The sequence below is a fragment of the Caulobacter sp. CCNWLW153 genome (assembly GCF_036889365.1).
Lineage (GTDB): Bacteria > Pseudomonadota > Alphaproteobacteria > Caulobacterales > Caulobacteraceae > Caulobacter > Caulobacter radicis.
Window position 1 is genome coordinate 274,119 of the sequence record NZ_JBAKFV010000004.1, and the last position, 23,573, is coordinate 297,691.

The following is a 23,573-nucleotide window of genomic DNA, read 5'->3' on the forward strand; positions in this document are numbered from 1 at the left end:
ATCGCGAGCTTGGGCGTTCCCCGGATCGAGGGCAAGGCGGCCTGCTGCCAGCATGGTGTCATCAGCACTTCTCAATTCCTATTGAATTGATCTGGTTTGATCCTCCCGCCTCGCGGGAGCGACAAGCAGCACAAATCCGCTTCGCGCGGTCCCGTCTTGAAGAGTTCAGCGATGTCTTTCATCTCGTCGCCCGATCCCGCCGCCGATCCGCCGATCCTGATCGTGCCCGGCCTCTACAACTCCGGCCCCGACCACTGGCAGAGCCATTGGGAGCGCGCCCTGCCCAACGCCGAGCGCGTGGACCAGGTCGACTGGGAGCGGCCCGCCCTGGGCGACTGGACCATCAGCCTGGCCGAGGCCGTGCGCAGCCGGCCCGGCGCGATCCTGGTGGCCCACAGCCTGGGCTGCGCCCTGGTCTGCCACCTGGCCCACGTGACCGGCGGCCGGGGCGTGCGCGGCGCCCTGCTGGTGGCGCCGGCCGACGTCAACCGCGAGGGCCCGGCCGGGCGCCTGCTGATCGGCTTCTCGCCGATCCCCCGCCCGCGCCTGCCCTTCCCTTCATTGGTGGTGGCCAGCCGCGACGACCCCTATGTGGCCATCGACCGGGCCGAGGCCTTCGCCCGGGGCTGGGGTTCGCGCTTCGTCGACCTGGGCCGGGCCGGCCACATCAACGTCGACTCCGGCCACGGCGCCTGGCCGCGCGGCCGCCTGCTGCTGAACGAGCTGATCCGCGCCACCGCGCCGGCCTCGCCCCAAGTCTGAGGCTTGTCCCGGGCCTGACAAAAGACGACCCCCGCGAACCGGGTTCGCGGGGGTCGTTCTTTACGCGGACTGTCTAGACGTACTGCGCCGGTCCGGCTTCGCGATCCTCAGCGCTTGGCTCCAGCCTCCCTACGGGCGAGCGCGCTGTTCCGCGAAGATCGTACCGCTGGTCGAATCTCAGGCGGCGGCCTGGCGGCTGCGCACTCGGCTCATCCAGTCTTCGGGATAGGTCTCACGCACGACGATCGACTTGAACTGGCCGACCGGGATGCGGGCGGCGTCGCCCGGCTGCAGGTCGCGCGAGACCGAGTGGCCCGCGAATTCCTGGATGATCGTGATCACCTGGCTGCTGCCGGCGGCGTTCTCGATGAGGATCATGGGATGTCTCTCTCTGAGAGGGCTTAAGGGCGCGTCAGAGGACGCGACGTTCCTGGGGCAGGCTCTGGCGGGTCCAGGCGTCGATGTCGGCCGAGCTCTGGAAGCGGCGGAAGGCGCCCTGGGTGTGGTCGGGGCAGTACGAGGCGCGCTTGCTGGTGGTTTCGCGGCCGCAGAAGCCGAAGTCGCCGGCGTCCGGATTGCCGATCGGCCAGCGGCACGAGTGCATCGACAGGTCGAGAATGCCGGCCGTGGGGGTCAGCTCTTCCATCACCGAGGTCAGGGCCCGGGCGGCCGGACGAGCCTGGGCCGGGGCGCTGGTGCGGGCCCGCGGGGCCTGGCGCGACACCCGGACGGTGACGGCGCGCTGGCGCACCGGCGTTTCGCGGACGGTGATGCCCAGGCGGTGGATCTTGCCGATGACGGCGCTGCGGCTGACGCCGCCCAATTGGCGCGCCACCTGGCTGGCGCTCAACCCTTCGAGCCACAACTTCCTGAGCGTGGCGGTACGTTCCTCGTTCCAGTCCATGACGGTTTCCGCTTCTTAAGGGTGCGGGATCAGCCCCCGCCCTTCTTCGGTAGAATCATGGTTAACGACGGTCAAATTCTTCCGTGCATACCCACGGTTCTCGAAATCACATTTTCCGAACGAATCCCGGTGGATAGCAGACGATGTCGCAGGGAGCCGTTTTGAACTGCGGCAAGACCTTGACCGAATAACGTCGTTCCGCGATGAATTCACGGGTCAGAAACCGGCTTGGATTTGAATGCGGCGCGGCGTCGCAAGCCTTGCGACATAACGCCTACGGGGATTGTGATGCGTACCCTCACCGTCGTCGCCACCGCGACGCTCTGCCTTTCCATCAGCCTGTCTCTGGCCGCCTGCTCGAAGGGCGGCGAAACCTCCGGTGAAGGCGCCGCCGCGCCACCGCCCGCGCCGCCTCCGACCCCCGCCGAGAAGGCCGCCGCCCTGGCCGCCCTCCCCGCCCCCTACAACACCGGCGACCTGCTGAACGGCCAGAGCAAGTTCGCCCTCTGCCGCTCGTGCCACACGATCACGCCGGGCGGCCCCAACATGACCGGTCCCAACCTCTACGGCGTGTTCGGCCGCAAGGCCGGGACCCATCCGAAGTACGCCTACTCGGACGCCGTCAAGAACGCCGGCTTCACCTGGGACGCCGAGCATCTGGACCACTGGCTCGACAACCCGCGCACCTTCCTGCCGGGCACCAAGATGACCTTCGCGGGCCTGTCCAATCCCAAGGACCGGATCGACCTGATCGCCTATCTGAAGGTCGAGACCGGCTACACGCCCGAGCCCGCAACGGCGACAGCCCCCGCCACGCCGCCCCCCGCCCCATCGGCCCCATGACACCCCGCATCGCCCTCCTGACCCGGCTCTACGACGCCTACAACAAGGGCGACTTCGACGCCTTCGCGGCCGAGCTGGATCCCGCCGTCGACTGGCCAGACCAGATCGGCGGCGGCCGGGTCGTGGGGGTCGAGGCGATGCGGGCCTTCTGGGCGCGGCGCGACGGCATGGTCCGGGTCGAGGCCGCGCCCATGGAGTTCACGGTTCTGGAGGACGGTCGCGTTTCCGTCGCCACGAACCAGACTGTGCATAACCTGGAGGGCCGGCTCTGGTCCGACAGCTGCGTGCGACATATCTACACGTTCCAAGGCGAGCGCGTGTCGCGCATGGATATCGTCGAGCGTTTGGACGAGGCGTAAGCATGGCGAAGGCGGAAGTGTTGCTGACCCGGCACTTCGAGGCGACGCGCCGCCGCGACCTCGAAGCCGTGGTCGCCCAGCTGCATCCCGACGTCGCCTTCGCCAACGTGCTGGAAGGCGGCGAAGTGGTGGGCCTGGAGGCCGCGCGAGGCTATTTCGAGCGCCAGTTCGCCATGGCCGGCGTCGAGATCAGCCTGATGCGCGTGCGCCGCCAGACCGACGGCTGGGTCCATGCCGACGTCGAGATCGCCCTGCGCCGCCCCGACGGCCGCCTGTGGTCGCAGAACACCGCCATCATCGCCTACCTGATCCGCGACGACCTTATCGTGGGGATCGACCCGCTGCCGGATCCTGGTACGCGGTAGACCGCCTTCGGCGGCCCCCTCAGTCGCTCCGCGACAGCTCCCCCAGAGGGGGGAGCATCCCGTTGACCAGATCCTCCCCCTCTGGGGGGAGGTGGCCCAGAGGGCCGGAGGGGGCCCTCCCCCTAAGCCAGCAGGTCCGCGCAGGCGTCCAGAACCGCCTCCGCGTCGAGACGGTACTTCGAATACAGATCCGGCAAATCCCCCGACTGGCCGAAGGTCTCCAGGCCCAGCGCCCGCAGGCGGTGACCATGCACCGACCCCAGCCAGGACAGCGTCGCCGGCGCGCCGTCGACCAGGGTCACCAGGCCCGCCTCGCGCGGCAGGTCGGCCAGCAGCCGCTCCACCGTCGAGACCTGCTTTTCGCCCAGCGTCCAGCGCGAGCGGCCGGCGGCGGTCCAGTCGCGGTGCAGCACGTCGGCCGAGGTCACGGCCAGCAGGCCCGCCCCCGGCTCGTCCTCCAGAAGCGCCGCGTGCGCCTCCAGCGCCTCGGGGGCCAGGGCCCCGCTGTAGACGATAGCCAGGCGCGCATCCGGGGCCGGGGGCTTCAGCCAGTAGGCGCCCTCGACCACGCCCTGCTTCCAGGCCGCGTCGCCGCGTTCGGGCTGGGCGATCGAGCGCGTGGACAGGCGCAGGTAGGTCGAGCACCCGTCGGCGGCCTGGATCCGTTCGAAGGCGTGGGCCATCAGCACCGCCGTCTCGTCGGCGAAGGCGGGTTCGTAAGCATCCAGCCCTGGCTGGCTCATGCCGATGAGGGGCGATCCGATCGACTGGTGCGCGCCCCCTTCGGGGGCCAGCGTCAGGCCCGAGGGCGTGGCGACCAGCAGGAAGCGGGCGTCCTGGTAGCAGGCGTAGTTCAGGGCATCGAGGCCCCGGGCGATGAAGGGGTCGTAGAGCGTGCCGATCGGGAACAGGCGCTCGCCGAACAGCGGCGCGGTCAGGCCCAGGGCCGCCAGGGCGATGAACAGGTTGTTCTCCGCGATGCCCAGCTCGACGTGCTGCCCTGTCTCGCCCATCGACCACACCTGGGCCGAGGGGATGCGGCGGCGCTTGAAGACGTCCTCGTGGGCCCGGCGATGGAACACGCCACGCCGGTTCACGAAGCCGCCCAGGTTGGTCGACACCGTCACGTCCGGCGAGGTGGTCACCACCCGGCCTGCGAACTCGTCCTTGCGGGCGGCGATGTCGAACATGACCTTGCCGAAGGCGGCCTGGGTCGACTGCTCGCCGCTTCCCTCCCCCTTGGCGGCCACCGCGGACAGCAGTTCGTCCGGCGTCGGCGTCGCCACGGTCGCCGCCGTGTAGTTGCGATCGTTGGCGACCGCGAAGGGCGCGCGGGCGACGAGGCCCTTCAGGGCCGTGCGCTCGGCCGAGGACAGGCCCGACAGCGCGTCCCACTCCTCGCCCTCGACCACGCCCAGCCGCTCGCGCAGCTCGGCGATCTGGGTGGGGTTCATCAGGCCCGCGTGGTTGTCCTTGTGGCCCTGGAACGGCAACCGCAGGCCCTTGACGGTGTAGGCGATGAAGAACCGGGGGGCGTCGTCGCGCGAGGCCCGCTCGAAGGCCTCCAGGATCGTCTCCAGGCAGTGGCCGCCCAGTTCGGTCATCAGCTCACCGAGGTCGACGTCCTTGTATGCGCCGATCAGCGCCAGGGCGTCGGGGTCCCCGGCCAGGTCGGTGGCCAGCCGCTCGCGCCAGGCCGCCCCGCCCTGATAGGTCAGGGCCGAATAGAGGTCGTTGGGCGCGGTCTCGATCCAGGCCTTCAGCGCCGCCCCGCCCGGCCGCTCGAACGCTTCGCGCTGGCGCTTGGACCACTTCAGGGTCTCGACGGTCCAGCCGGCGGCCTCGAAGATCTCGCCGTAGCGAGTGAACATCCGGTCCTTGGTCGTCGCGTCCAGGCTCTGGCGGTTGTAGTCGACGATCCACCAGGTGTTGCGCAGGTCGTGCTTGCAGGCCTCGATCAGGGCTTCGTAGATGTTGCCCTCGTCCAGCTCGGCGTCGCCCAGCAGCGAGATCATCCGCCCCATGCTCTCGGGCTTCACCGAGCCCCGCGCGGCCAGGTAGTCCTGGGCCAGCGAGGCGAAGGCGGTGACCGCCACGCCCAGGCCCACCGAGCCGGTCGAGAAGTCGACGTCGTCGACGTCCTTGGTGCGAGAGGGATAGGACTGCGCGCCGCCCAGGGCGCGGAAGGCCTTCAGCTTGTCCAGGCTCTGGCGGCCGAACAGGTGCTGGATGGCGTGGAAGACGGGGCTGGCGTGCGGCTTGACGGCCACCCGATCCTGCGGCCGCAGCGCCTTCATGTAGAGCGCCGTCATCAGGGTGGTCATCGAGGCGCAGGAGGCCTGGTGACCGCCGACCTTCAGCCCGTCGCGGCTTTCGCGAAGGTGGTTGGCGTTGTGGATCGTCCACGACGCCAGCCAGAGAATGCGTTCCTCGAGACGCCGCAGCAGCGCGATTTCCTGCCGCTTGGCCGTCAGAGACCCGTCAGCCATGCTTCCTCACCCGTTTATACGGGTGAGGTATGCCCCTCGCCCGCCTTTTCGCGCGCTTCATAGTCCTCGATCTGCCGCGCCGTCCACTCCGGAGATTTCGTGAAGCGTGCGAGCAGGTTGTAGAACACCGGAACGATGAACAGCGTTAGCAGGGTCGCCACGATCGCGCCGAAGAAGATCACGGCCCCGATCGTCTGGCGGCTTCCCGCCCCGGCCCCTGTCCAGAGAAGCAGCGGCAAGGCGCCCATGGCCGTGGCGATCGAGGTCATGATGATCGGGCGCAGGCGCAGGGCCGCCGCCTCGATCACCGCCTCGGTGACCTTCAGGCCCTCGTCGCGCAGCTGGTTGGCGAACTCGACGATCAGGATGCCGTTCTTGGCGGCGATGCCGATCAGGATGATCAGGCCGATCTGGCTGTAGGTGTTGATGGTCGAGCCGGCCATGACCAGGCCGAACAGGCCGCCCAGCACCGCCAGCGGCACGGTCAGCATGATCACCGCCGGATGGATCCAGCTTTCGAACTGCGCGGCCAGCACCAGGAAGACCAGCAGCAGGGCGAGGCCGAAGGCGATGGCGATGCCGCCCGAGCCTTCCAGGTAGTCCTTGGCCTGGCCGCCCCACTTGATGCTGACGCCGGGGGTCGGATGCTGCGAGGCCTGCTGCTGGAAGAAGCTCACGGCGTCCTCGACGGTGTAACCCGGCGACAGCTGGGTGGTCAGGGTCACCGAGCGCAGGCGGTCGACGCGCGGACGATCCGGAGTGTCGCCGCGCAGCTCGGTCTTCACCACCGTCGACAGCGGCACCAGGCCGCCGGCGTTGGTGCGCACCTGCAGCTTGTCGAGATCGGCGACGCTGCGGCGCTGATCGAGTTCGGTCTGCAGGATGACGTCGTATTCCTGGCCGTTCTTGATGTAGGTCGTCGCCTGGCGCGAACCGAACATGGTCTCCAGCGCCCGGCCCACGGCCTGGGCCGAGACGCCGAGGCTGGCGGCCTTGTCGAGATCGATCTGCACCGACAGGCGCGGCGCGGTCGGCTCGTAGTCGATGCGCGGGCGCGAGAAGCCCGGGTTCTCCTGAGCAGCGGCCAGGATCGGCTTCAGCCAGTTGGACAGCTGCACGTAGTCGTTGCCCACGGCGATCAGGTCGACATTGGTGCCGCCCCCGCCACCACCGCCGCCGCCGCGCTGGAAGGCGCCGCGAACGCTGGCCACGGCGCGCACGCCGGTGATCTTCGAGAGGTCCTTGTTGAGCTCGGCCGCCACGTCGTCGGCGGTCTTGTCGCGCTCGCCCCAACCTTTGAGCACCACCACGCCGTTGCCCGAGTTGAACTGGCTCTGGCCAAAGCGCGGGATGGTCAGGATGGTGCGTTCGGCGATGCCGTCCTCGCGGTAGCGGGCCATGATCTTCTCGATCTTGGCGCCGATGCCGGCGGTGTAGTCGAAACCGGCGCCTTCGGGCGCGCTGATCTGGATGTCGACGCGGCCGCGGTCCTCGGCCGGCACCAGTTCCTTGGGCAGGCTGACGAACAGCAGCGCCGCGAAACCTGCCAGCAGGATCACCGCCCCGCCGGCGGCGAAGCTGGCGGCGCGCACCCCCAGCAGGCTCTCGAGCGAGGCGCGGTAGCTTTCCTTCAGCCGATCCATCGCCCAGTCCATGCGCTTGTTGAACCAGCCCCCGCCGTGCGCGGGCTTGAGCAGCTTGGAGGCCATCATCGGCGACAGGCTCAGCGCCAGCAGCGCCGAGAAGGCCACGGCCGCGGCGATGGCCACGGCCAGTTCGACGAACAGGCGGCCGATATAGCCGGGCAGGAACATCAGCGGCGCGAACACCGAGATCAGCACGATCGTGGTGGCCACCACCGCGAAGAACACCTGGCGCGAGCCACGCTGGGCGGCGATCAGGGCCGGCTCGCCCTCGTCCACCCGGCGCTGGATGTTCTCGACCACGACGATGGCGTCGTCGACGACGAGGCCGACGGCCAGCACGAGGGCCAGCAAGGTCAGCAGGTTCAGCGAGAAGCCCAGCGGGGCCAGCACGATGAAGGTCGACAGGATGCAGATCGGCGCGACGATCGAGGGGATCAGCGCCGAGCGCCAGCTGCCCAGGAAGATCAGGTTGACCAGGGCCACCAGGGCCACGGACATGCCCATGGTGATCCAGACCTCGTGGATGGCCTCGGCGGTGAACACCGAGTTGTCCACGGCCACCACCAGCTTGGTGCCGGGCGGCAGGGTCTGGTTGATGACCTCCACCTCCTTGCGGACGGCGTCGGAGATGGCGACGTCGTTGGCCTGCGACTGGCGGGTCAGGCCGATGCCGACCTGGTCGACGCCGTTGCCCCGGAACAGGCGGCGGCGCTCGTCCGGGCCTTCCTCGATGCGGGCCACGTCCGACAGGCGCAGCACGAAACCGTTGCCGTCCGCGGCCCGGATCGGCAGGCGGGCGAAGTCGGCCGGCGTGGCGTAGGCGCGGGCCACGCGGATGGTGAAGTCCTTGGCGCTGCTTTCCAGCGAACCGGCCGGCAGTTCCAGGTTCTGGGCGTTCAGCGCGTCCTCGACGTCGCTGACGGTCACGCCCCGGGCGGCCATGGCGTCGGCGTTCAGCCAGATGCGCATGGCGTAGATCTTGGCCCCGAACAGGTTGGCCTGAGCCACGCCGTCGATGGTCGACATCCGCTCGACCAGGTAGCGGTCGGCGTAGTCGGCCAGTTCCAGCGGATCCAGGGTCGTCGAGGTCAGGTTCAGGATGATGATCGGCGAGGCGTCGGCGTTGGCCTTGGCGATCTGCGGCGGGTCGGCCTGGTCGGGCAGGTTGGCCGAGACCCGGCTGACGGCGTCGCGCACGTCGTTGGCGGCGGCGTCCAGGTCGCGGTCCAGGCGGAAGGTGATGCTGATCTGCGAGCGGCCGTCGCGCGAGGAGCTGTTGACCCGGTCGATGCCCTGGATGCCCGAGACCTGGCGCTCGATCACCTGGGTGATGCGCTCTTCGATGACCTCGGCCGAGGCGCCGCGATAGACGGTCGAGATCGACACCACCGGCGGGTCGACATTGGGCAGTTCGCGGATCGGCAGCGAGCCGAAGGCCGCCAGGCCGATGACGCACAGGATGATCGCCGCGACGGCGGCGAATACCGGGCGGCGGACGGAGATGTCGGACAGCATCAGCCGGCCTTACGGTCTTGGGGCTTGCCGCCTTGGCCGCCCGGGCCACCGGCCGGCTTGGCCACGTCGCGCACCGCGCCGCCGTCCTGCACGCGGTTGAGGCCGTCGGCCACCACCAGGTCGCCGGCCTTCAGGCCCGAGCGGATCTCGACGAAGCCGTCGGCCGTGAGGCCGGTGGTGATGTTGGTGCGGCGGGCGACCTGACCCTTCTCGCCCTTGGCGACGAGGAACACCGAGGCCTGCTGGCCTTCGAACTGAACGGCCGCTTCCGGCACGGCCAGGCCCTGGCGCACGCCCTGGTCGATGGCGACCTTGACCAGCATGCCCGGCTTCAGCCGGCCGCCGGGGTTGGGGAACTCGGCGCGGGCCTTGATGGCGCGGGTGGCCGCGTCGATGCGGGTGTCGATCTGGGCGATCTGGCCCTGGAAGGTCTCGCCCGGCAGCGCGTCGGGGCTGGCCTTGATCGGCAGGCCGTCGCGCAGGGTGGCGAGGTAGCGGTCGGGCACCGAGAAATCGACCCGCACGACCGAGGCGTCGTCCAGGCTGACGATGGCCCCGCCCGGCGCGATCAGCGTGCCCGGGGCGACGTCGGAGATCCCCACGCGGCCCGAGAACGGCGCGCGGATCACGCGGTCCAGCCGCTGGGCCTTGGCCGAGGCCAGGGCGGCCTTGGCGCTCTCATAGGCGGCCAGATTCTGCTCGGCGGTGGCGCGCGGGGCGATGCCCTTGTCGGCCAGGGTCTTCCAGCGGTCGTAGTTGCGCTTGGCCTGGTCCAGGTTGGCCTGGGCCTGGGCGATGTCGGCGGTCTCCTGGTCGTCCTTCAGGGTGACGAGGACCTGCCCCCGCGAAACCAGCTGGCCGTCGGTGAAGTGGACGGCGGTGATCAGCTCGGTGGTGTTGGAGGTGATCGTTACCGACTGGCGGCCCTTGGCCACGCCCAGCACTTCGATGCGATCGGTGAAGGGTCGCTCGCCGACCTTGACCTGCGAGACGGCCGTGGCGCGGCCGCCCGGGCCGCCCTGCCCTTCGGCCTTGCCGCCAAGCATCAGCTTGGCTCCGCCGGCCAGGATCATCAGAACCAACGCGACCCCGGCCGCGATGAGGAAGAAGTGCCTGCGGATCACAAATACGCTCCGGCGCCGTTGAACCGGCGCCCTTAAGGTCTAGGTTGGGGCGACATATGACCCCACCCTAGACCCGCGTCTAGTGACACTAGAATTACGTGACATTTCAACTTTGAAACAGTTGCAAAGCTTTAGCGTGACGTAACATCGGTCGCCAAGCTTGGCTGCAGCCGCCTAATCCGCGTAGCCCGGGGACTGGCGGTCCAGCTGGCGCAGGCAACCGGGCCAGGCCAGCCCCGCGATCATGCCAAGACCCATGCCCGTCTGGCTGCGAACCTCTGCCTGGGCTGCCTCCGGAGCGAGCAGCACGTGATCGCGCCCTGCGCTGAGAGCCATCACCTGCTGGGCGCAGGCGCGCTCCAGGAAGAACATTCCGAGCCAGCATTCGGCCGCCGTGCGGCCCGTGGCCAGGGTGCCGTGGTTGCGCAGCAGCATCAACCGCTTGTCGCCCAGATCGGCCACCAGCCGTTCGCGCTCGTCCAGGTTCAGGGCGATGCCCTCGTAGTCGTGATAGGCCAGCTGCGGCGTGACGATCAGCGCCTGCTGGCTGAGCGGCAGCAGGCCCTCGGCGTGGGCGGCCACGGCCACGCCCTGGTCGGTGTGCAGGTGCATCACGAACTGGGCGTCTTCACGCGCGGCGTGGATGGCCGAGTGGATCGTGAAGCCCGCCGGATTGATGAAGTACTGCGTCTTGTCGATGACGTTTCCGTCCAGGTCGACCTTAACCAGGCACGAGGCGGTCATCTCGCCGAAGAACATGCCGTACGGGTTGATCAGGAAATGGTGCTCGGGGCCCGGGATCCGCGCCGAGATGTGGGTGAAGATCATGTCGTCCCAGCCGTGCAGGCCGACCAGCCGATAGAGGGCCGCCAGGTCGACGCGGGCCTGCCATTCGGCCTCGCTGACCTGATCCTTGATCGATGCGGCGATCGCGCCGGTTCCGTCGGCCATGACGCTTGCTCCCGTAAGTTATCATTGTTGAGTTGAGCGTCGCGCCGACGGGCGCCGACGTCAAGCGACCAGCGTTAGACGGGATCGTACTTGCCAGAGCCCTTTCGCCGTCGGACGGTCCTGGCGGATTCGAAGACGGGGGATCGTCCGCATGTTGCCCTTGATCGGCGTGGGCGTGATCGTCCTCGGCTTCGCGCTGAGGTTCAATCCGCTGCTGGTGGTGGTCTGCGCGGCCATGGCCTCGGGCCTGGCCGCCGGCCTTGGCCCCTTGGAGGTGCTGGCCGCCTTCGGCAAGGCCTTCAACCAGAACCGTTATGTCAGCATCGTCTGGGTGATCCTGCCCGCCATCGGCGTGCTGGAGCGCTCGGGCCTGCAGGAGCGCGCCCGCACCGCGGTCAGGGCCATGAAGGCGGCCACCGCCGGGCGGATCCTGGTCGTCTACCTGCTGGCCCGCCAGCTGACCGCGGCCCTGGGCCTGATCTCGATCGCCGGCCACGCCCAGACCGTCCGCCCCCTCGTCGCCCCCATGGCCGAGGCCGCCGCCGAGAACCAGGGCGACCTGGACGACGCAACCCGCGACAAGGTCAAGGCCATGAGCGCCGGCACCGACAATGTCGGCGTCTTCTTCGGCGAGGACGTCTTCATGGCCATCGGCTCCATCCTGCTGATCGTCGGCTTCCTCGACCAGAACGGCCTGGTGGTCGAGCCCCTGCACCTGTCGGTCTGGGCCATACCGACGGCGATCTGCGCCTTCCTGGTGCACGGGGCGCGCCTGCTGCTCTTCGACCGGAAGCTCTCGCGCCGGAGGACCAAAGCATGATCGGCCTGCCGCTCGTCTACGTCCTCGCCGGCCTGATGTTCACCGCCTTCGCCGCGATGAGCGCGGGCGACAAGGCCAATCCCAAGCGCTGGGGCAACGCCGCCTTCTGGGGCCTGTTCGCGCTGAGCTTCCTGTTCGGCGACCGCTTCGGCGATCTGGGCAACGGCTTCCTGGTCGTGGCGCTGGCCCTGCTGGCCGGCACGGGGCGCCTGGGCGTCGGCCAGCCCGCCACCACCACCGGCGAGGAACGGGCCGAAATGGCGCAGCGCTTCGGCCTCAAGCTGTTCCTGCCTGCCCTGCTGATCCCGGTGATCGTTCTGGCCGGCACCTTCGCGTTCAAGGCCCTGACCTGGAACGGCCAGCACATGGTCGATCCCAAGCAGGCGACGCTGGTGTCCCTGGCCATCGCCGCCGTGGTCGCCGCGATCCTGGCCCAGCGCCTCTTCAAGCAGCCCGCCAGCGCACCGCTTCAGGAAGGTCGCCGCCTGATGGACCTGGTCGGCTGAGCCGCCCTGCTGCCGCAGATGCTGGCCGCCCTGGGCGCGGTCTTCGCCCTGGCGGGCGTGGGCCAGACCATCGGCGACATCACCCTGGCGATCACGCCCATCGACAGCCGCCTGGCCGTGGTCGTCGCCTACTGCCTGGGCATGGCGATCTTCACCGTGATGATGGGCAACGCCTTCGCCGCTTTCCCGGTGATGACCGCCGGCATCGGCCTGCCGCTGGTGATCGGCCGCTTCGGCGGCGACCCGGCCGTGGTCTGCGCCATCGGCATGCTGTCGGGCTTCTGCGGCACCCTGCTGACGCCGCTTGCCGCCAACTTCAACCTCGTTCCCGCCGCCCTCCTCCAGCTTTCGAACCGCTACGCCGTCATCCAGGCCCAGGCGCCGACGGCGGTGCTGATGCTGCTGATCAACATGGTCCTGATGTATGTCCTCGCCTTCCGCTGAGACCGCCGCCCGCTTCGCCCAGGCCGCCCTCGGCCACGTCGCCCGCGAGTATCCCAACAAGCTCGACCACGTGATGGCGGGCGACGCCGACGCCCTAGGGCCGCGCGCCCTGCACCCGATCTTCTTCGGCAGCTTCGACTGGCACTCGTGCGTCCACGGCTACTGGACCCTGGCCACGATCCTGCGCCTGCATCCGCAGATCGCCGAGGCTAGCGCCATCCGCGCCCTGTTCGACGACGCGTTCACGGCCGAGAAGGTCGCCGCCGAGGTCGCCTATCTGGCCCGCCCCGAAAGCCGCGGCTTCGAGCGTCCCTACGGCTGGGCCTGGCTGCTGAAGCTGCAAGCCGAACTGCTGGGCCACGATGCGCCCTGGGCCGCCGTCATGCAGCCGCTGGCCGACGCCTTCGTCGCCCGCTACCGCGCCTTCCTGCCGATCGCCGACTATCCGATCCGGGCCGGCGTGCACTCCAACACCGCCTTCGCCCTGGCCCTGGCCGCAGATTACGCGGATGCGACAGGCGACGCCGACTTCCGCGCCATGCTCGCGGCGAAGGCCGCCGCCTGGTACGGCCAGGATCACGCCTGCCAGGCCTGGGAGCCGTCGGGCGACGACTTCCTTTCTTCCGCGCTGGTCGAGGCCCTGGCCATGCGCCGCCTGCACCCCGACAGCTTCGCCGAGTGGTTCGCCGCCTTCCTTCCGGACCTTTCCGACCGCCGCCCCGCCACGCTGTTCACCCCGCCCAGCGTCAGCGACCGCACCGACGGCAAGATCGCCCACCTCGACGGCCTGTCGCTTTCCCGCGCCTGGTGCTGGCGCGCAGTCGCCAAGGACGCCCCGCCGGCGCTCGCCGCCGTGGCCACGGCAGCCGCCGACCTGCACCTGGCGACCGCCCTGCCCCACGTCACCGGCGACTACATGGGCGAACACTGGCTGGCCAGCTTCGCGCTGCTGGCGATGCTGGAGGGGTAAGCAAGATGCTCCCCCTGAAAGGGGAGCTGTCGCGAAGCGACTGAGGGGGAAGTTGCTGCTGACGCTCTCAGGTCAGCGGCGGCTGAAAACGTCCCCCCTCCGGCCCTTCGGGCCACCTCCCCCACAGGGGGAGGATCATCTAACCTGCCCCGCCGACCGCAACCGGATTCGCCGACCCGTGCCCCTGATCCCCGTCTCTGATCTCACCGAAGCCCAGGCCGTCGAGGAACTGGAGCGCCTGGCCGACGACCTGGCCGGCCACGACCTGCGCTACTATCAGGACGACGCCCCCACGGTCAGCGACGCCGAGTACGACGAACTCAAGCGCCGCAACGCCGATATCGAGGCGCTCTTCCCGCACCTGCAGCGCGAGAACTCGCCGTCCCTGAAGGTCGGCGCCGCGCGCTCGGCCCAGTTCTCGCCGGTCGAGCACGGCGTGCCGATGCTCAGCCTCGACAACGCCTTCTCCAACGACGAGGCCGCGGAGTTCGACGCCCGCATCCGTCGCTTCCTGCGTCTGGCCGCCGACGAACCGGTCTTCTACATGGCCGAGCCCAAGATCGACGGCCTGTCGGCCTCGCTGCGCTACGAGAAGGGCGTGCTGGTGCAGGGCGCCACGCGCGGCGACGGCCGCGTCGGCGAGGACGTGACCGCCAACCTCAAGACCATCGCCGACATCCCCCACCGCCTGAAGGGCTCGGGCTGGCCGGACGTGATCGAGATCCGCGGCGAGGTCTATGTCGAGCTCGATGCCTTCGCCGCCTTCAACAAGGCCGCCGAGGAGGCCGGCTCGCGCACCTACGCCAACCCGCGCAACTTCGCCGCCGGCTCGCTGCGCCAGATCGACCCGAAGATCAGCGCCACGCGGCCCTTGCGCTTCTTCGGCTATGCCTGGGGCCTGGTGTCGGCGCCCTTCGCCGCCAGCCAGTCCGAGGCGCTCGGCAAGCTGAAGGAATGGGGGTTCGTCACCACCGCCCCGCCAGCCGAGCGGGTCGAGGGCGCGCAAGGCCTGCTCGACATCTACGCCCGCTTCGAGACCCTGCGCCCGCAGCTGGCCTTCGACATCGACGGCGTGGTCTACAAGGTCGACGACCTGGAGCGGCAGCGCCGCCTCGGCTTCGTCTCGCGCTCGCCCCGCTGGGCCATCGCCCGCAAGTTCCCGGCCCAGCGCGCCAGGACCATTCTCGAAGCCATCGACATCCAGGTCGGCCGCACGGGCGCCCACACCCCCGTCGCGCGGCTGAAGCCCGTCACCGTCGGCGGGGTCTCGGTGACCAACGCCACCCTGCACAACGCCGACGAGATCGCCCGCCTCGACGCCCGCATCGGCGACACCGTGGTCCTGCAACGGGCCGGCGACGTGATCCCGCAGATCGTCGAGGTCGACGTCGCCGCGCGCCCTGAAGGCGCGGAACCCTACGAATTCCCGCACGTCTGCGAGTGCCCGCTGAAGACGCCGCTGGCCCGCGAGACCAACGCCAATGGGATCGAGTCCGTCGTCCGCCGCTGCACCGGCGAGTTCGCCTGCCCGTTCCAGCGCGTGGAGCACCTGCGCCACTTCGTTTCCCGCCGCGCCTTCGACATCGAGGGCCTGGGCGAAAAGCAGCTCCAGGCCTTCTTCGAGGAAGGCTGGATCAAGGAGCCGGCCGACATCTTCGCCCTGGCGCGCGACGAGGAGAAGCTGGCCGCCCTGCGCGAACGCGACGGCTACGGCGAGACCTCGGTCAAGAACCTGGTCGCCGGCATCGAGGCCCGCCGCACCATCGGTCTCGACCGGATGATCTACGGCCTTGGCGCGCGCGACATCGGCGAGACCACCTCGACGGTGCTGGCCCGCCACTTCGACCAGTTCGCCGACCTGCAAGCCGCCTCCGAGGGCGCCGCAAAGGGCCTGCCCGGCGCGACCTATCTGGAGCTGTCGACCGCCGCCGGCGTCGGCCCCAAGGCGCTGGACCTGCTGGTCGAGGCCGGCCGCGCCGGCGTGCCGGCCGACCCCTGGCCGCAGTCCGAAGACCTGGAGCTGAAGATCGGCCAGGTGGTCCCCAAGCTGACCAAGCCGGCCCGCGCGGCCCTGGCCCAGCGCTACGGAACCTGGGAGGCCTTCGCCGAGGGCCTGGCGCAAGCCGCCAAGGGCGCGCCGGGCGACGACTACCTGACCCTGGCCGCCATCGACGGCGTAGGCCCCGTCGCCGCCCAGTCCCTGGCCCGCTTCTTCGCCGAAGAGCACAACCGCCAGAAGGTCGAGAACCTCCTGGCCCAGCTCTACGTCCAGGCCGTAGCCAAGCCCAAGACCGACACCGCCGTCGCCGGCAAGACCGTGGTCTTCACCGGCGCGCTGGAGAAGATGACCCGCGACGAGGCCAAGGCCCAGGCCGAGAGCCTGGGCGCCAAGGTCGCCTCGTCGGTGTCCAAGAAGACCCATCTGGTGGTCGCCGGCCCCGGCGCCGGCTCCAAGCTCAAGACCGCCCAGGACCTCGGCATCCAGGTGATGACCGAGGACGAATGGCTGGCCCTGGTCGCCGGCTGATGAAGGTCGTCGCCATCGACTTCGAGACGGCCAACGAGACCCGGTCGAGCCCCTGCTCGATCGGTCTGGCCTTTATCGAGAACGGCGCGGTCGCCCGCGTCGAGCACCACTACATCCGGCCCTGGGACATGCGCTTCGCGCCGTTCAACATAGCCTTCCACGGCATCGGCCCGGGCCACGTGGCGGACGCCGACGAGTTTCCCGCCGTGTTGGACGGGCTGCGGGCCAAGCTCGACGGCGCCCTGGTGCTGGCCCACAACGCCGCGTTCGACATCAGCGTCATCCGCCGCACCTGCGAGCACTATCGCATCGCCCCGCCGGCCTTCGACTACATGTGCACGGTGCAGGTCGCCCGCAGCGTCTGGCCCAGCCTGCCCTCGCACAAGCTGAACGTGGTCGGCCGGCATCTGGGGATCAGCTTCAAGCACCACGACGCGGCCGGCGACGCCTATGCCTGCGGCCAGGTGGCCCTCGCCGCCGCCGGCCGGGCCGGCGCTACCGGCGTCCACGACCTGCCGGCCCGCATCGGCCTGACGCTCGGCCGGCTGAGCCAGGGCGACTACGCTCCGTCGCAGAGCCGGCATCTTCCCAGGAAGGCCCCGCCCCCGCCACGCCCTGTCCTGCCGCCGGGCGCCGAGCGCCGTCTGGCCGGCCGCACCGTCGTCTTCACCGGCCAGCTCGACACCATGAGCCGCCCCGACGCTCAAGACCTGGCCGCGGCCATGGGCGCGCGGGTGGTGCTGTCGGTGACCAAGGCCGTCGACCTCGTGGTCGCCGGCCCCGGCGCCGGCGCCAAGCTGCGCACGGCCCGCGAGCGCGGGTTGCAGGTGATGGACGAAGAGGCCTGGCTGGCGCTGGTGGGGTAAACCCCTCTCCCCTTGCGGGAGAGGGTGGGCCGCGAAGCGGGTCGGGTGAGGGGTTGCGCGAACAGAAACGCAGCGACGGCTATTCAGCTGTCGCGGCGTTTGGCGTCTGAGAAACCCCTCATCCGTCGGCCTTCGGCCGCCACCTTCTCCCGCAAGGGGAGAAGGATCATTTGGCCAAAAACGCCGCCAGTCGGTCCTTCCACAGCACGGCCCAGGTATGGCTCCCATGCCCCTTGGTCTTCTCGCTGGCCGGCAGCAGCACGAACTGCCCGCGCTTGAGCCGCTTGACCTCGCGCTCGGCGATGCCCAGCTCCGGCGGATTGATGAAGTCGTCGGCCGAGTTGATCCAGAGGACCGGAACCTCGATCTTCTCCAGCCCCGCCGACGGGTCGTAGGTGCGCGAGGCGTCGACCTGGTAGAGCAGGTCGTTGGCGTCCAGGCCCGCGATCCGGCGGTTGAAGTCGGCCTCCAGCGCCTTGTCGGTCGCCTCGCGGGTCGGCAGGGCCAGTTGCATCGGCAGGGCCGAGGCGCCGGCGATGATCAGGAAGTCGGTGGCCGTGCGCAGGCCCTGCCTGGGTTGTTCGGCGTAGTCGCCGCCGTTCCAGGCCGGGTCGGCCTTGATGGCGTCCATGGTCATCTTGCGCCACATGCGGTTGCGGCCGGCGATGGCTGCCGGCTGGCAGGCGAACGGCGCCAGCTTCTGCGCGAAGCCCGGATAGGTCTCGCCCCACACGAAGCCGTGCATGCAGCCCATCGACGTGCCCATCAGGAGCCGCAGGCGATCCACCTTCAGACCCTCGACCAGCAACTGGTGCTGGGCGCGCACCATGTCGTCGTAGTCATAGTGCGGGAACCTGGCCTTCAGCCCGTCCGAGGGCTTGGAGGATTTCCCGTGGCCGATGCCGTCGGGCAGGATCACGTACCACTCGGCCGGATCCAGCAGGCCGCCCGGAACCAGCAGCTCGTCGGCGAACTGCGGCGACAGGAACTGCTTCCCCGAACCACCGGTGCCGTGCAGCACCATCACGGCGTTTGTCACGCGCCCTTGCGCGTCGCGCTTGGGCTCGCCCAGCGTCGTATAGTGCAGCCGCAGCTCCGGCAGGGTCTCGCCCGAGCCGAACTTGAAGTCCCGAACGACGAAGTCGCCTTCCTTGGGAGTCACGGCCGGCGCGGCCCAGACCGAAGAGGAGGCGGCGGCGACGGGGCTCAGGGCCGCGCAGGCGGCCAGGGTCAGAAGCAGGCGTCGCATGTTCACTTCTTCTCGAGGCGGGCCACGAGGCTGGAGGTGTCCCAGCGATTGCCGCCCATGGCCTGCACCTCGCCGTAGAAGCCGTCGATCAACCTGGTGGCCTCCAGGGTCGCGCCGTTGCTGGCCGCCTCGTCCAGGGCGATGCCGAGATCCTTGCGCATCCAGTCGACCGCGAAGCCGAACTCGAACTCGCCGCGCGACATCGTCCCCCAGCGGTTCTCCATCTGCCAGGACTGGGCCGCCCCCTTGGAGATCGCCGCCAGCACGTCGTCGGTGGGCAGGCCCGCGCGCTTGGCGAAGTGCAGCGCCTCGGCCACGCCCTGCACCACGCCGGCGATGGCGATCTGGTTGCACATCTTGGTCAGCTGCCCCGCGCCCGACGGACCCATACGGCGCATGGCCTTGGCGTAGACGTTCAGCACCGGCTCGGCCGCGGCGTAAGATCCTTCGTCCCCGCCGACCATGATGGTCAGCTGGCCGTTCTCGGCCCCGGCCTGCCCGCCCGAGACCGGCGCGTCGAGAAAGCCCACGCCCTTGGCGGCGCAGAGGTCGGCCATCTCGCGGGCCACCTTGGCCGAGGTGGTGGTGTGGTCGACGATGATCGCGCCGGCTTCCAGGGCCGGCAGGATTTCCGCCACCACGGCGCGGACGTCGTCGTCGTTGCCCACGCACAGGGCGACCAGCTGCGCGCCCGTGCTGGCCCCGGCGATGGTCGGCTCGCTCTTGCCGCCGTGCTTTTCCACCCAGCGCGCGGCCTTTTCGGCGGTGCGGTTGTAGACGGTCACCTCGTGGCCCGCGGCCTGCAGGTGGCCCGCCATCGGAAAGCCCATGACGCCAAGACCGATGAACGCCGTCCTCATGCGCGAGACTCCTTGCCGCACCCTGCGAATTGGCCCCGTGCATGAGCCCATCGGGCCCGTATCGCAACGCCATTTTAACGTCCTGCGGGCAGGTTGCCTCGACAGGGTTAAGCAGGCTTAAGCACGATGGCGTCGACCGGCGAAGCGCCGATCATCATCAAGAAGGTCAAGAAGGGCGGCGGCCATGGTCACCATGGCGGCGCCTGGAAGGTGGCCTATGCCGACTTCGTGACGGCGATGATGGCCTTCTTCCTGCTGATGTGGCTGCTCAATACGACGAGCCCCGAACAGAAGCAGGGCATCGCCGACTACTTCGCACCCGCCTCGATCTCGTCCAGCACCAGCGGCTCGGGCGGCATCCTGGGCGGCACCTCGCTCGGCGACGACGGCGCCAAAGCCGACGGCAAGATGTCGGTCGTCCAGCAGATGGCGCCCGAGGCCCCTGAGCAGACCAACCAGGACGGCCAGTCCTCGACCACCGCCAGCCTCGACTCGGCCAGCGAGCAGGCCCTGCGCGACGCCCTGGCCAAGAAGGAACAGGACAGCTTCGCCTCGGCCGCCCAGTCCCTGCGCCAGTCGCTGCAGGACATGCCGGAACTGGCCGAACTGTCGAAACAGATCCTCATCGACCAGACCCCGGAAGGCCTGCGCATCCAGCTGGTCGACCAGGAAGGCCGCTCGATGTTCAAGGAGGGCTCGCGCGAGCCCAACGACCGCGCCCGCCTGCTGCTGCGCGCGGTGGCCAAGGTCATCAACCAGCTGCCCAACCGCATCACCGTCTCGGGCCACACCAGCGCCGACCAGCGCGGCCGCAAGGCCGACAGCGACTGGGCCCTGTCGGCCCAGCGGGCCGACACCTCGCGCCAGATCCTGCGTGGCGCAGGCGTCGACGACGACCGCATCTACCAGGTCTCGGGCAAGGCCAATTCCGAGCCCCTCTACGCCGACGACCCGACCCTGGCCGGCAACCGCCGGATTTCCATCGTCCTGTTGCGCGAAAAGCCCGTCCTGCCCGACAACCTGTGACCGTTAGCCGCGTCGCGCGTTTGTCCTGCTTGCACAACGGCTCGGCATGCCGCCTAATCACCTTCACGGATCGGGCGGGGGCCTGACCGGGAGTAAGGGGACAGGGACGACGTGACGCAGCATTTTCCGACGCGACAGCTTCGGTTCTTCCTGACGGCGCCAACCCCTTGCCCGTACCTGCCCGGCCGCCAGGAGCGGAAGGTGTTCACCCACCTGCCTCTTTCCGACGGCCCCGGCGTCAACGACAGCCTGACCCAGGTCGGCTTCCGCCGCTCCCAGAACATCGCCTACCGGCCCGCCTGCGAGACGTGCCGCGCCTGCCAGTCGGCCCGCGCGCCCGCCGCCGACTACGAATTCTCGCGCTCCGAGCGCCGCGCCCTGAACCGCAACAACGATCTGGTGCGCTGCCTGGTCGAGGCCGAGGCCACGCTGGAGCAGTTCGAGCTGCTGCGCCGCTACCTCACCGCCCGCCACGCCGACGGCGGGATGGCGGAAATGACCTGGCCCGACTACGTGGCGATGGTCGAGGACACCGCTGTCCGCACCCACCTGATCGAGTATCGCCGTCCGTCCGTCGACCGCGGCCCGGGCGAACTGGTGGCCTGCGTGCTGGTCGACGTGCTCGCCGACGGCCTGTCGCTGGTCTACAGCTTCTATGACCCGACGCAGGAGCGCCGCAGCCTTGGGTCGTTCATCATCCTCGACCACATCGTCCAGGCCCGCCTGACCGGCTTGCCCTATGTCTATCTGGGCTACTGGGTGCCCGGATCGGAGAAGATGGCCTACAAGGCCAAGTTCTCGCCGCTGGAGATCCTCAAGCCCGGCGGCTGGTCGCTGATGTCGGCCCGCGAGCGCGGCGCCCGCCCGCCCAAGGCCGCCCCGGCCCCGGCCGTGCGCGAGGTCGAGCTGTCCGACGCCATCCCGCTGACCGAACTGCCCGCGGCGGGCAAGCCATAGGGAGAAACCCTCTCTCTTTGAGAGAGGGAGGGGCCCGCCGCGCAGCGGTGGGAGGGTGAGTGGTTTCACTCTTGGCCGATTTCACACAGACCCCGACCGCCGCGACGACGCTCCAACAGCGCTTCGATCGGTCAGGCTTTAACCCCTCCCCCTCCCAGGGTTCGCCTGGGCCCCTCCCTCTCCCTCGGGAGAGGGATCAGGCCTACCGCGACCAGGCCACTCCGCCGTCGACCGCCAGGGTCGAGCCGACCACGTAGTCGCCCGCCCGCGAGGCGAGATAGATCGCAGCCCCCGCCATGTCCTCGGCCTCGCCGATGCGGCCGGCGGGGATGAACTTGGCCACGGCGTCGGCGTGATCGCGGGCCACGCGGTTCATGTCGCTGGCGAAGGCGCCCGGCGCGATGGCCGAGACCGCGATGTTCTCGGGCGCCAGGCGCAGGGCCATGCGCTTGGTCATGTGGATCAGGCCGGCCTTGCTGGCGCCGTAGGGATAGGTCTCCTCCTTGGTCACCGACAGGCCGTCGATCGAGGCGATGTTGATCACCTTGGCCACCCGGGTCTTGGCCGCCTCGCGCAGCGGGGCCAGCAGGGCCTGGGTCAGGAAGAACGGCGTCTTCATGTTGAGGTCGACGGTCTTGTCCCAGCCGGCCTCGGGGAACTCGTCGATGCCCGCGCCCCAGGCCGCGCCGGCGTTGTTCACCAGAATGTCGAGCTTGCTCTCGCGCTCGAGGATTCGCGCGGCCAGGCCCTGCACGCCCTCCATCGTCGAGATGTCGCCCGGCAGCGAGACGCACTCACCGAACTGCGACAGCTCCTGCGCGGCCTCGTCGCAGGCGCCGGCCTTGCGGGCGGTGATGTAGACCCTGGCCGCCCCGTGGCGCAGGAAGCCTTCGACGATCATCCGGCCGATGCCGCGCGAACCGCCGGTGACGAGGGCGACACGGCCCTCGAGCGAAAACAGATCCTGCATGTGATTTCCTCCGTCAGCCCTTTGGCGGGCCTTATTTTTCGGGATTGGCCTATTTCCCTGGTTGGACAAGCGCCTGGTAGACCAGGGTGGAAGCGCGGTCGCCAAGATCGCGCAGGGCCGGGTCGCCGTCCTTGGCCAGAACGTGGATCATCCCCAGGAAGAAGAGGTCGTTCTCCGGGTCGATCCAGAACCAGGTGCCGGCCGCCCCGCCCCAGCTGTAGGTCCCCTTCCCCGCCAGCGTGCCCGCCCGGGCCGGATCGGTGACCACCATGAAGTCGAGGCCGAAGCCCTTGCCGCTGGCCTTGGAGAACTCGCCCTTGGGGTCGTCCAGGATCGCGTCCGGCAGGTGGTCGGAGGCCATCAGCTTCACCGTGGCCGGCGACAGGATCCGCGCCCCGTCAAGCTCGCCGCCGTTCAGCAGCATCTGGCAGAAGCGGGCGTAGTCGGCGTTGGTCGAAACCAAGCCGCCGCCGCCCGAGGCCACCACCGGCGGCTTGCTGACGTCCAGCACCATGAAGCCTTCGGCCGGCGCGATCTTCTTCGCCTTGGCGTCCCACAGATACAGGCTGGCCAGGCGGTCGGCCTTCTCGGCCGGCAGCCAGAAGCCGGTGTCCTTCATCTTCAGCGGCGTGAAGATGCGGCTTTGCATGAAGTCCGGCAGGCTCTGGCCCGACAGCTTCTCGACGATGAAGCCCTGGACGTCGACGGCGACGCTGTATTTCCACTGCTTGCCGGGCGGGCCGACCAGCGGCAGCTTGGCGACCTTCTCGACGAACTCCTGGCCGCTCTTGGAGCCCAGCACGCCGGTCGAGACATAGGCCTTGTCGATCGGGTTGTTGGGCACGAGGCCGTAGGCGAAGCCGCCGGTGTGGCTCATGATCTCGCGCATGGTCGGCGGCCGGTCGGCCGCCTCGGTGACGAACGAGCCATCGGCGTTGACGCCCTTGTAGACGCGCAGGTTGGCGAACTCCGGCACGTACTTGGTCACCGGGTCGTCGAGGCGCCACTTGCCCTCCTCGAACAGGATCATCATCGCCACGCCCGTGACCGGCTTGGTCTGGGAGTAGATGCGGAAGATCGTGTCCTTGGTCATCGGCGGGCCGCCGAAACCGCGCGCGCCGTAGGTCTCGAAGCTGACCACCTTGCCGTGACGCACCAGCATCGTCGTCGCGCCCGGCAGGTGGCCGGTGGCGACCAGGTCCTTCATCAGGGCGTCGAGGCGCTTGAGCCGCTCGGGCGAGACGCCGACGCTCTCGGGGGCGGCAGCGACCAGCTGGTCCTTCGGCGCGGCCAGGGCGGGCGCGCCGCTCCACGCCAGGGAGAGAGCCAGGGCCGTCGCCAGCCCGAAACGCCGCCCCACACCTTGCATCGTCATGCCACACCCCAAACAGTCGTTTGAGGCGACCTTACCCAGGATTGC

20 protein-coding genes and 1 pseudogene are annotated in these 23,573 nt (G+C 69.4%); 11 read left to right on the forward strand and 10 right to left on the reverse strand.

Annotated features, from left to right (window positions below):
* The first annotated feature begins 171 nt into the window (after positions 1–171).
* On the forward strand, positions 172–762 hold the full coding sequence (locus tag V6S85_RS08825; protein WP_334348715.1) for an alpha/beta hydrolase: 591 nt from the start codon (positions 172–174) through the stop codon (positions 760–762).
* A gap of 177 nt (positions 763–939) precedes the next feature.
* Here V6S85_RS08825 and V6S85_RS08830 read toward each other — a convergent pair whose 3' ends face one another.
* Entirely contained in the window at positions 940–1,140 is a 201-nt protein-coding gene (locus V6S85_RS08830; protein WP_058350547.1) for a hypothetical protein, read from the reverse strand.
* A 34-nt stretch (positions 1,141–1,174) separates the two neighbouring features.
* Positions 1,175–1,666 (reverse strand): GcrA family cell cycle regulator, encoded by a 492-nt coding sequence (locus tag V6S85_RS08835; protein ID WP_116570088.1) that lies wholly within the window; start codon positions 1,664–1,666, stop codon positions 1,175–1,177.
* Between the two features lie 288 nt (positions 1,667–1,954).
* Here V6S85_RS08835 and V6S85_RS08840 point away from each other — a divergent pair, with 288 nt between their 5' ends.
* Genes V6S85_RS08840 through V6S85_RS08850 form a run of 3 tightly spaced genes read left to right on the forward strand, consistent with a single transcriptional unit; the run spans position 1,955 to position 3,233 of the window.
* A complete protein-coding gene (locus V6S85_RS08840; RefSeq protein ID WP_334348716.1) occupies positions 1,955–2,509 on the forward strand; it encodes a c-type cytochrome in 555 nt (184 codons plus the stop codon).
* Positions 2,506–2,868, forward strand: coding sequence for a nuclear transport factor 2 family protein (locus V6S85_RS08845; protein WP_116489424.1), 363 nt, complete (start codon positions 2,506–2,508; stop codon positions 2,866–2,868). Before V6S85_RS08840 ends, V6S85_RS08845 begins: the two co-directional genes overlap by 4 nt.
* A gap of 2 nt (positions 2,869–2,870) precedes the next feature.
* Positions 2,871–3,233, forward strand: a complete 363-nt coding sequence (locus tag V6S85_RS08850; RefSeq protein ID WP_116570090.1) for a nuclear transport factor 2 family protein — start codon at positions 2,871–2,873, stop codon at positions 3,231–3,233.
* Positions 3,234–3,355: 122 nt separating this feature from the next.
* Here V6S85_RS08850 and V6S85_RS08855 read toward each other — a convergent pair whose 3' ends face one another.
* From V6S85_RS08855 to V6S85_RS08870, 4 genes are all read right to left on the reverse strand, one after another.
* The gene (locus V6S85_RS08855; protein WP_334348717.1) at positions 3,356–5,722 is read right to left on the reverse strand and encodes a transketolase; all 2,367 of its coding nucleotides are present in this window, start codon (positions 5,720–5,722) and stop codon (positions 3,356–3,358) included.
* Positions 5,723–5,736: 14 nt separating this feature from the next.
* Entirely contained in the window at positions 5,737–8,883 is a 3,147-nt protein-coding gene (locus V6S85_RS08860; protein ID WP_334348718.1) for an efflux RND transporter permease subunit, read from the reverse strand.
* The gene (locus V6S85_RS08865; RefSeq protein ID WP_334348719.1) at positions 8,883–10,007 is read right to left on the reverse strand and encodes an efflux RND transporter periplasmic adaptor subunit; all 1,125 of its coding nucleotides are present in this window, start codon (positions 10,005–10,007) and stop codon (positions 8,883–8,885) included. The genes V6S85_RS08860 and V6S85_RS08865 overlap by 1 nt, the downstream gene beginning before the upstream one ends.
* 174 nt (positions 10,008–10,181) lie before the next feature.
* Complete coding sequence (locus tag V6S85_RS08870; RefSeq protein WP_334348720.1) at positions 10,182–10,958, reverse strand: class II aldolase/adducin family protein; 777 nt, start codon at positions 10,956–10,958, stop codon at positions 10,182–10,184.
* Between the two features lie 151 nt (positions 10,959–11,109).
* On the opposite strand from V6S85_RS08870, the gene V6S85_RS08875 reads away from it, so the two are divergent.
* The 5 genes and pseudogenes from V6S85_RS08875 to V6S85_RS08895 all read left to right on the forward strand — a co-directional run bounded on the left by V6S85_RS08875 (position 11,110) and on the right by V6S85_RS08895 (position 17,091).
* On the forward strand, positions 11,110–11,778 hold the full coding sequence (locus V6S85_RS08875) for a DUF969 domain-containing protein (RefSeq protein WP_116570094.1): 669 nt from the start codon (positions 11,110–11,112) through the stop codon (positions 11,776–11,778).
* 56 nt (positions 11,779–11,834) lie between these two features.
* Positions 11,835–12,728 (forward strand): annotated as a pseudogene (locus V6S85_RS08880) (DUF979 domain-containing protein).
* Positions 12,709–13,698, forward strand: coding sequence for a DUF2891 domain-containing protein (locus V6S85_RS08885; RefSeq protein ID WP_334348722.1), 990 nt, complete (start codon positions 12,709–12,711; stop codon positions 13,696–13,698). Before V6S85_RS08880 ends, V6S85_RS08885 begins: the two are co-directional and overlap by 20 nt.
* A 178-nt stretch (positions 13,699–13,876) precedes the next feature.
* On the forward strand, positions 13,877–16,225 hold the full coding sequence (ligA, locus tag V6S85_RS08890) for an NAD-dependent DNA ligase LigA (protein ID WP_334348723.1): 2,349 nt from the start codon (positions 13,877–13,879) through the stop codon (positions 16,223–16,225).
* Entirely contained in the window at positions 16,201–17,091 is an 891-nt protein-coding gene (locus tag V6S85_RS08895) for an exonuclease domain-containing protein (RefSeq protein ID WP_334348724.1), read from the forward strand. The genes ligA and V6S85_RS08895 overlap by 25 nt, the downstream gene beginning before the upstream one ends.
* A 166-nt stretch (positions 17,092–17,257) precedes the next feature.
* Here the strand turns inward: V6S85_RS08895 and V6S85_RS08900 are convergent, their stop codons facing one another.
* Together V6S85_RS08900 and V6S85_RS08905 are read right to left on the reverse strand one after the other, a co-directional pair.
* Positions 17,258–18,340, reverse strand: a complete 1,083-nt coding sequence (locus tag V6S85_RS08900; RefSeq protein WP_334348725.1) for an alpha/beta fold hydrolase — start codon at positions 18,338–18,340, stop codon at positions 17,258–17,260.
* A gap of 2 nt (positions 18,341–18,342) precedes the next feature.
* Entirely contained in the window at positions 18,343–19,200 is an 858-nt protein-coding gene (locus V6S85_RS08905; RefSeq protein WP_334348726.1) for an NAD(P)-dependent oxidoreductase, read from the reverse strand.
* 126 nt (positions 19,201–19,326) lie between these two features.
* On the opposite strand from V6S85_RS08905, the gene V6S85_RS08910 reads away from it, so the two are divergent.
* Entirely contained in the window at positions 19,327–20,226 is a 900-nt protein-coding gene (locus V6S85_RS08910) for a flagellar motor protein MotB (protein ID WP_116570101.1), read from the forward strand.
* Between the two features lie 111 nt (positions 20,227–20,337).
* Positions 20,338–21,183 carry an arginyltransferase gene (locus V6S85_RS08915; RefSeq protein WP_101717594.1) on the forward strand — a complete coding sequence of 282 codons (846 nt, stop codon included), beginning with the start codon at positions 20,338–20,340 and terminating at the stop codon, positions 21,181–21,183.
* Positions 21,184–21,385: 202 nt separating this feature from the next.
* On the opposite strand, the gene V6S85_RS08920 is transcribed toward V6S85_RS08915, so the two are convergent.
* Together V6S85_RS08920 and V6S85_RS08925 are read right to left on the reverse strand one after the other, a co-directional pair.
* Positions 21,386–22,153, reverse strand: a complete 768-nt coding sequence (locus tag V6S85_RS08920; protein WP_334348728.1) for an SDR family oxidoreductase — start codon at positions 22,151–22,153, stop codon at positions 21,386–21,388.
* Between the two features lie 49 nt (positions 22,154–22,202).
* Positions 22,203–23,528 (reverse strand): serine hydrolase domain-containing protein, encoded by a 1,326-nt coding sequence (locus V6S85_RS08925; RefSeq protein ID WP_334348729.1) that lies wholly within the window; start codon positions 23,526–23,528, stop codon positions 22,203–22,205.
* Positions 23,529–23,573 lie beyond the last annotated feature (45 nt).

Coding starts and splice junctions, on each gene's coding strand:
- V6S85_RS08825 (WP_334348715.1), top strand. CDS start 172: ATGTCTTTCATCTCGTCGCCCGATCCCGCCGCCGATCCGCCGATCCTG.
- V6S85_RS08830 (WP_058350547.1), bottom strand. CDS start 1,140: ATGATCCTCATCGAGAACGCCGCCGGCAGCAGCCAGGTGATCACGATC.
- V6S85_RS08835 (WP_116570088.1), bottom strand. CDS start 1,666: ATGGACTGGAACGAGGAACGTACCGCCACGCTCAGGAAGTTGTGGCTC.
- V6S85_RS08840 (WP_334348716.1), top strand. CDS start 1,955: ATGCGTACCCTCACCGTCGTCGCCACCGCGACGCTCTGCCTTTCCATC.
- V6S85_RS08845 (WP_116489424.1), top strand. CDS start 2,506: ATGACACCCCGCATCGCCCTCCTGACCCGGCTCTACGACGCCTACAAC.
- V6S85_RS08850 (WP_116570090.1), top strand. CDS start 2,871: ATGGCGAAGGCGGAAGTGTTGCTGACCCGGCACTTCGAGGCGACGCGC.
- V6S85_RS08855 (WP_334348717.1), bottom strand. CDS start 5,722: ATGGCTGACGGGTCTCTGACGGCCAAGCGGCAGGAAATCGCGCTGCTG.
- V6S85_RS08860 (WP_334348718.1), bottom strand. CDS start 8,883: ATGCTGTCCGACATCTCCGTCCGCCGCCCGGTATTCGCCGCCGTCGCG.
- V6S85_RS08870 (WP_334348720.1), bottom strand. CDS start 10,958: ATGGCCGACGGAACCGGCGCGATCGCCGCATCGATCAAGGATCAGGTC.
- V6S85_RS08875 (WP_116570094.1), top strand. CDS start 11,110: ATGTTGCCCTTGATCGGCGTGGGCGTGATCGTCCTCGGCTTCGCGCTG.
- V6S85_RS08885 (WP_334348722.1), top strand. CDS start 12,709: ATGTCCTCGCCTTCCGCTGAGACCGCCGCCCGCTTCGCCCAGGCCGCC.
- V6S85_RS08895 (WP_334348724.1), top strand. CDS start 16,201: ATGGCTGGCCCTGGTCGCCGGCTGATGAAGGTCGTCGCCATCGACTTC.
- V6S85_RS08900 (WP_334348725.1), bottom strand. CDS start 18,340: ATGCGACGCCTGCTTCTGACCCTGGCCGCCTGCGCGGCCCTGAGCCCC.
- V6S85_RS08905 (WP_334348726.1), bottom strand. CDS start 19,200: ATGAGGACGGCGTTCATCGGTCTTGGCGTCATGGGCTTTCCGATGGCG.
- V6S85_RS08910 (WP_116570101.1), top strand. CDS start 19,327: ATGGCGTCGACCGGCGAAGCGCCGATCATCATCAAGAAGGTCAAGAAG.
- V6S85_RS08920 (WP_334348728.1), bottom strand. CDS start 22,153: ATGCAGGATCTGTTTTCGCTCGAGGGCCGTGTCGCCCTCGTCACCGGC.
- V6S85_RS08925 (WP_334348729.1), bottom strand. CDS start 23,528: ATGACGATGCAAGGTGTGGGGCGGCGTTTCGGGCTGGCGACGGCCCTG.